Origin of the sequence: Palleronia sp. (assembly GCF_042089775.1) — a bacterium.
Taxonomy (GTDB): Bacteria; Pseudomonadota; Alphaproteobacteria; order Rhodobacterales; family Rhodobacteraceae; genus Palleronia.
In genome coordinates, this window is record NZ_JBELKF010000169.1 from 1 (window position 1) to 4268 (window position 4268).

General features: G+C 65.8%; 2 protein-coding genes and 3 pseudogenes. 4 read left to right on the plus strand and 1 reads right to left on the minus strand.

The features are described 5' to 3' along the window. Positions 1-212: 212 nt before the first annotated feature. From ACFDS3_RS19255 to ACFDS3_RS19270, 4 genes and pseudogenes are all read left to right on the plus strand, one after another. Positions 213-581 (plus strand): MarR family winged helix-turn-helix transcriptional regulator, encoded by a 369-nt coding sequence (locus tag ACFDS3_RS19255; protein ID WP_375263958.1) that lies wholly within the window; start codon positions 213-215, stop codon positions 579-581. Then, positions 578-1360 (plus strand): annotated as a pseudogene (locus ACFDS3_RS19260) (enoyl-CoA hydratase family protein); the annotation flags it as partial. The gene ACFDS3_RS19255 and the pseudogene ACFDS3_RS19260, both read left to right, overlap by 4 nt. A gap of 4 nt (positions 1361-1364) precedes the next feature. Further along, positions 1365-2030 (plus strand): annotated as a pseudogene (locus ACFDS3_RS19265) (acyl-CoA dehydrogenase family protein); the annotation flags it as partial. Further along, positions 2019-3560: pseudogene (locus tag ACFDS3_RS19270) on the plus strand (AMP-binding protein); the annotation flags it as partial. The pseudogenes ACFDS3_RS19265 and ACFDS3_RS19270, both read left to right, overlap by 12 nt. A 163-nt stretch (positions 3561-3723) precedes the next feature. Here ACFDS3_RS19270 and ACFDS3_RS19275 read toward each other — a convergent pair. Further along, positions 3724-3963, minus strand: coding sequence for an Lrp/AsnC ligand binding domain-containing protein (locus ACFDS3_RS19275; RefSeq protein ID WP_375263959.1), 240 nt, complete (start codon positions 3961-3963; stop codon positions 3724-3726). Between the last annotated feature and the right edge of the window lie 305 nt (positions 3964-4268).

Consider the following 4268-nt stretch of genomic DNA (forward strand, 5'->3'; position numbering starts at 1 on the left):
ATCGACATCACTTCGATCCGCCTCTGGCTCCGCCGTTTGTCAACATGACCTAGCGTTCCCTTAGAACAGCACAAACAGTGAGGCAGCGGGCGGTGCGTCAGACAGGAAAAGACTCCGCGGCAGCGCCCCGGGCCTCCGAGGCCGAGACATCGAAAGCGTGTCTGCGGCTGTGGCTGCGACTGCTCAAGCGCACTCGCGGGGTCGAGGCCGTCTTGCGCGATCGACTTCGGACGGAGTTCCAGACCACGCTTTCCCGCTTTGACGTGATGGCCGCGCTGGCCCGCAGCGATGCCGGCCTTAAGATGAGCGCGCTGTCAGGCGTGCTGCGCGTCTCGAACGGGAACATCACGGGCATCGTCGACCGTCTGGTCAAGGACGGCTTCGTGATCAGGGTGCAGGTGCCCGGGGACCGCCGCGCCTCCCTGGCTCGCCTGACCCGCAAGGGAACCGAGGAATTCGCCCGACAGGCAGAAGCACACGAGGCCTGGGTGTCCGAACTGCTGTCGGATTTTCCCGCCGACGAGGCCGACGCCTTGGCCGGTCATCTCAAGATCGAGCGCAATGACGAGGGGGCCGCGTGAGAACCGGCACCGAGCATTTCCGCTGCGAGATCGAGGACGGCATAGCCACGCTGCGCCTCGACCGGCCGGACCGGAAGAACCCGCTCACCCTCGACAGCTATTCCGCACTGCGCGACTGGATTCGCGACCTGCCCTACGATGACGGCGTGAAGGCGGTGGTCTTCGGCTCGAACGGCGGCAATTTTTGCTCGGGCGGGGATGTGCACGACATAATCGGCCCCCTGACGAAGATGAGCATGAAGGAGCTTCTCGCCTTCACCCGGATGACCTGCGATCTGGTCAAGGCGATGATGGGATACGGCACGCCGATCACCGCCGCCGCCGATGGTGTCTGCGTCGGAGCCGGCGCGATCATCGCGATGGCCTCGGATCTACGCATCGCCACCCCGAGCCCTAAACCGCCTTCCTGTTCACACGCGTCGGGCTTGCCGGCTGCGACATGGGGCCTGCGCAATGCTGCCGCGCATCATCGGCCAGGGCCGTGCGGCCGAACTGCTGTATACCGGCCGCTCGATAAGCGCCGAAGAAGGCGCCCCATGAGGGGGGGGGGGAAGCGCATCGTACCGGCTGCCGATCTGGACGACGCGGCCCGCGACATGGCCGTCTGCATCGCGGCTGGCCCGAGTTTCGCGCACATGATGACCAAGACCATGCTGAACCAGGAACGGTCGATGTCCCGGGACCGAGCGATCAAGGCCCAGGCGATCTGTATGCATACCGCCGATTTCATCCGCGCCTTCGACGCCTTTGTCGTAGAGGAAAAACCTGTGTTCGAGGGGGCTGATGCCCGACCGCTCTTACCTCGACTGGCCGTTCCCCGAGGCCCGCCACCGCGATCACGCCCGCGCGTTGGACGACTGGGCAGAGGGGCTGTCCGCGATCGACCACACCGAGACCGACGCCGCCTGCCGTGATCTGGTGGCGCGGCTGGATGCCGATGGCTGGCTGCAGCGACCGCCGTCGACCCCGCCGATCCGCAGCCGCTGGACGTGCGCACGCTCTATTTCAGCCGCGAGACCTTGGCGCGCCACGACGGTCTGGCCGATTTCGCTCTCGCGATGCAGGGATTGGGCACCGGAGCACGTCGCTCTTCGGTTCGGACGTGCAGCGGCGCGAATGACTGCCGCTGACGCAGTCGGGCAATGCGATTGCAGCTTTCGCGCTGACCGAGCCGCAGTCGGTGTCGGACGTGGCGAACTCCACGATGACGGCCCGCGACGACGGCGACGCCTGGGTGCTCGACGGGGAGAAGACCTGGATCTAAAAGGCGGGATCGCCGACGTCTACGCCCTGTTCGCCCGCAGCGAGAATGCACCGGGGCGCCCGTGGCCTGTCGGCCTTCATGGTCCCGGCAGACGCGCCTGGCCTGCACATCGCGAGCGTCTCGACGCCATCGCGCCGCATCCGCTGGCGACGCTCCGCTTCGACGGCGCGCGGATCCCTAAGGCCGTCGACGGGTTCGACTATCCCGAGCGCATCAAGGTCGGCGTGGAGCTGACGGACGCCATCGTCGCCGGCGGCATAGGCGACCGCACGGCGCTGATCGGGAACGGGCGGCGGCGCACCTACAAGGATCTGTCCGACTGGACCAACCGCCTCGCCCACGCGATGGTCGACGATCTGGGCGTTCGGCCGGGCAACCGCGTCCAGATCCACTCGGCCAACAATCCGGCAATGGTGGCGTGCTGGTTGGCCGCGACCAAGGCGAGTGCCGTGGTGGTCAACGCCATGCCGCTTTTGCACGCCGCGGAGCTTGGGCAGATCGTCGACAAGGCCGAAATCGAATTCGCGCTCTGCAACATGCGGCTGATGGATGAGCTTGCGATCTGCGCCAAGACCAGCACCCGCCTGAAAAAGGCTGTCGGCTTCGGCGGCACTTGAAACCCCGGCCCGACCTGGATCGCCTCGCCCGGTTCAAGCCCGTCCAGTTCGACGCGGTGCCGACGGGACGCAATGACGTAGCACCGCTCGGCTTCACCTCGGGCACCACCGGATCGCCCAAGGCGACGATGCACTTCCACCGCGACATCCTGATCATCGCGGACGGCTAGGCGAAGGAGGTGTTGGGGGCACGCCCGACGACATCTTCGTCGGGTCGCCCCGCTGGCCTTTACCTTCGGCCTGGGCGGGCTGGCTGTATTCCCGCTACGCTTCGCAGCGGCGGCGGCTCTGCTCGAGATCGCTACCCCCCGAACATGGCCGCGCTGATCGAGGAATATCGCGCCACCGTGTCCTTCGCCGCGCCGACTGCCTACCGCGTGATGCTGCCGGCGATGGACGATGACCTCGATCTGTCCTCGCTTCGGGCTGCGATCTCGGCGGACGAGACCTTGTCTGCACCGGTCTACGAGGAGTGGATCGAGAAGAAGATCGGTAAGACCATGCTCGACGGCATCGGCGCGACCGAGTTGCCGCACATCTTCGTCACCAATCGATTCGAGGATCATCGCCCCGCCCGCACCGGCAAGCCAGTGAAGAGCTACGAGGCGCGCGTGATCGACGAGGACGGCCAGGAGGCGCCGCGCGGCACGATCGGCCGCCTCGCCGTCCGTCGGCCCACCTGCTGCCGCTATCTGACCGATAAACGGCTGCGCGACTACGTGCGCGACGGCTGGAACGTCACCGGCGACGCCTTCTCGATGAACGAGGGCGGTTATCTGCACTTCGCCGCGCGCAACGACGACATGATCATCTCGTCCGGGTACGGCGTCGCTGGTTCCGAGGTCGAGGCGGTGCTTCTCGCGCACCCCGCCGTCGCCGAATGCGCCGCGGCAGGCCGGCCCGATGACGGTCGCGACACGATCGTTTGCAGCCCACGTGGTTCTGGTTGAGGGGCAGGCAGGCGACGATGCGAAGAGGAAGATGCTTCAGGAGCACGTGAAAGCCTCCCTCGCGCCATACAGATACCCTCGCGCCGTCTTCTTCCTCGACGCGCTGCCCAAGACCCAGACCGAAAAGATCCAGCGCCTTCGCTTGAAACGGCACCGTTGGTCGGACCGGCAGCACGCCATCGGATGGCGGCTTCAGCCGGGCGCATTCCGGGCGGTCTTGGCGTTGGAGAGTCCACGACCGGCAGCGCTGACGGTTTGCTCCCCGGCAGGCCAATCGCCCCGTTGCGGCGGAAGCGGTCTGTGGCAAAAACCTAGAAGGCCTTGAACGTCAGGGTCGTCAGACTGCGCTCGATCTCTTCGATGTCCAGAAAGTTCTCGTTGATGAACCGCCCCACATCCTGTCCCTCCGGGATGTAAACCTTCATCAGAAGGTCCCATTCACCACTGGTGGAGTAAAGCTCCGAGTGGAGCTCTTTCAAGGCAAGTGCATCGGCAACGCGATACGTGCTGCCAGGCCGGCAGCGCAGGTTGATGAAGACACAGTTTACCATTGTCAGGGCCTGTCCGTTATGGAGGCTGATGCACAACCAGATCCGACTGCGACTAGAAAGGAATGTCAATCGGCCCTGCCTCCGCTTTCTGGTCTCGCGCACCGTTCGATGCCGCTTTTCGGGCTCGGCCCCTAGCTCTCTTCTTCGACGAACCGGCGTGCCGATGGCATGCTGAATTGGTTCGCTGTACGGAAGGATCGGCTCCGGCTTTGGGCTCTTCCGAGCAGCTACGGAGGGACACACTCCAAACGGACTCGGGGGGGGGGGGGGGGGGGGGGGGGGGGGGGGGGGGGGGGGGGGGGGGG

What these genes read in the sequence shown, in the direction of transcription:
- ACFDS3_RS19275 (WP_375263959.1), bottom strand. Translation starts at nt 3,963, where the DNA reads ATGGTAAACTGTGTCTTCATCAACCTGCGCTGCCGGCCTGGCAGCACG.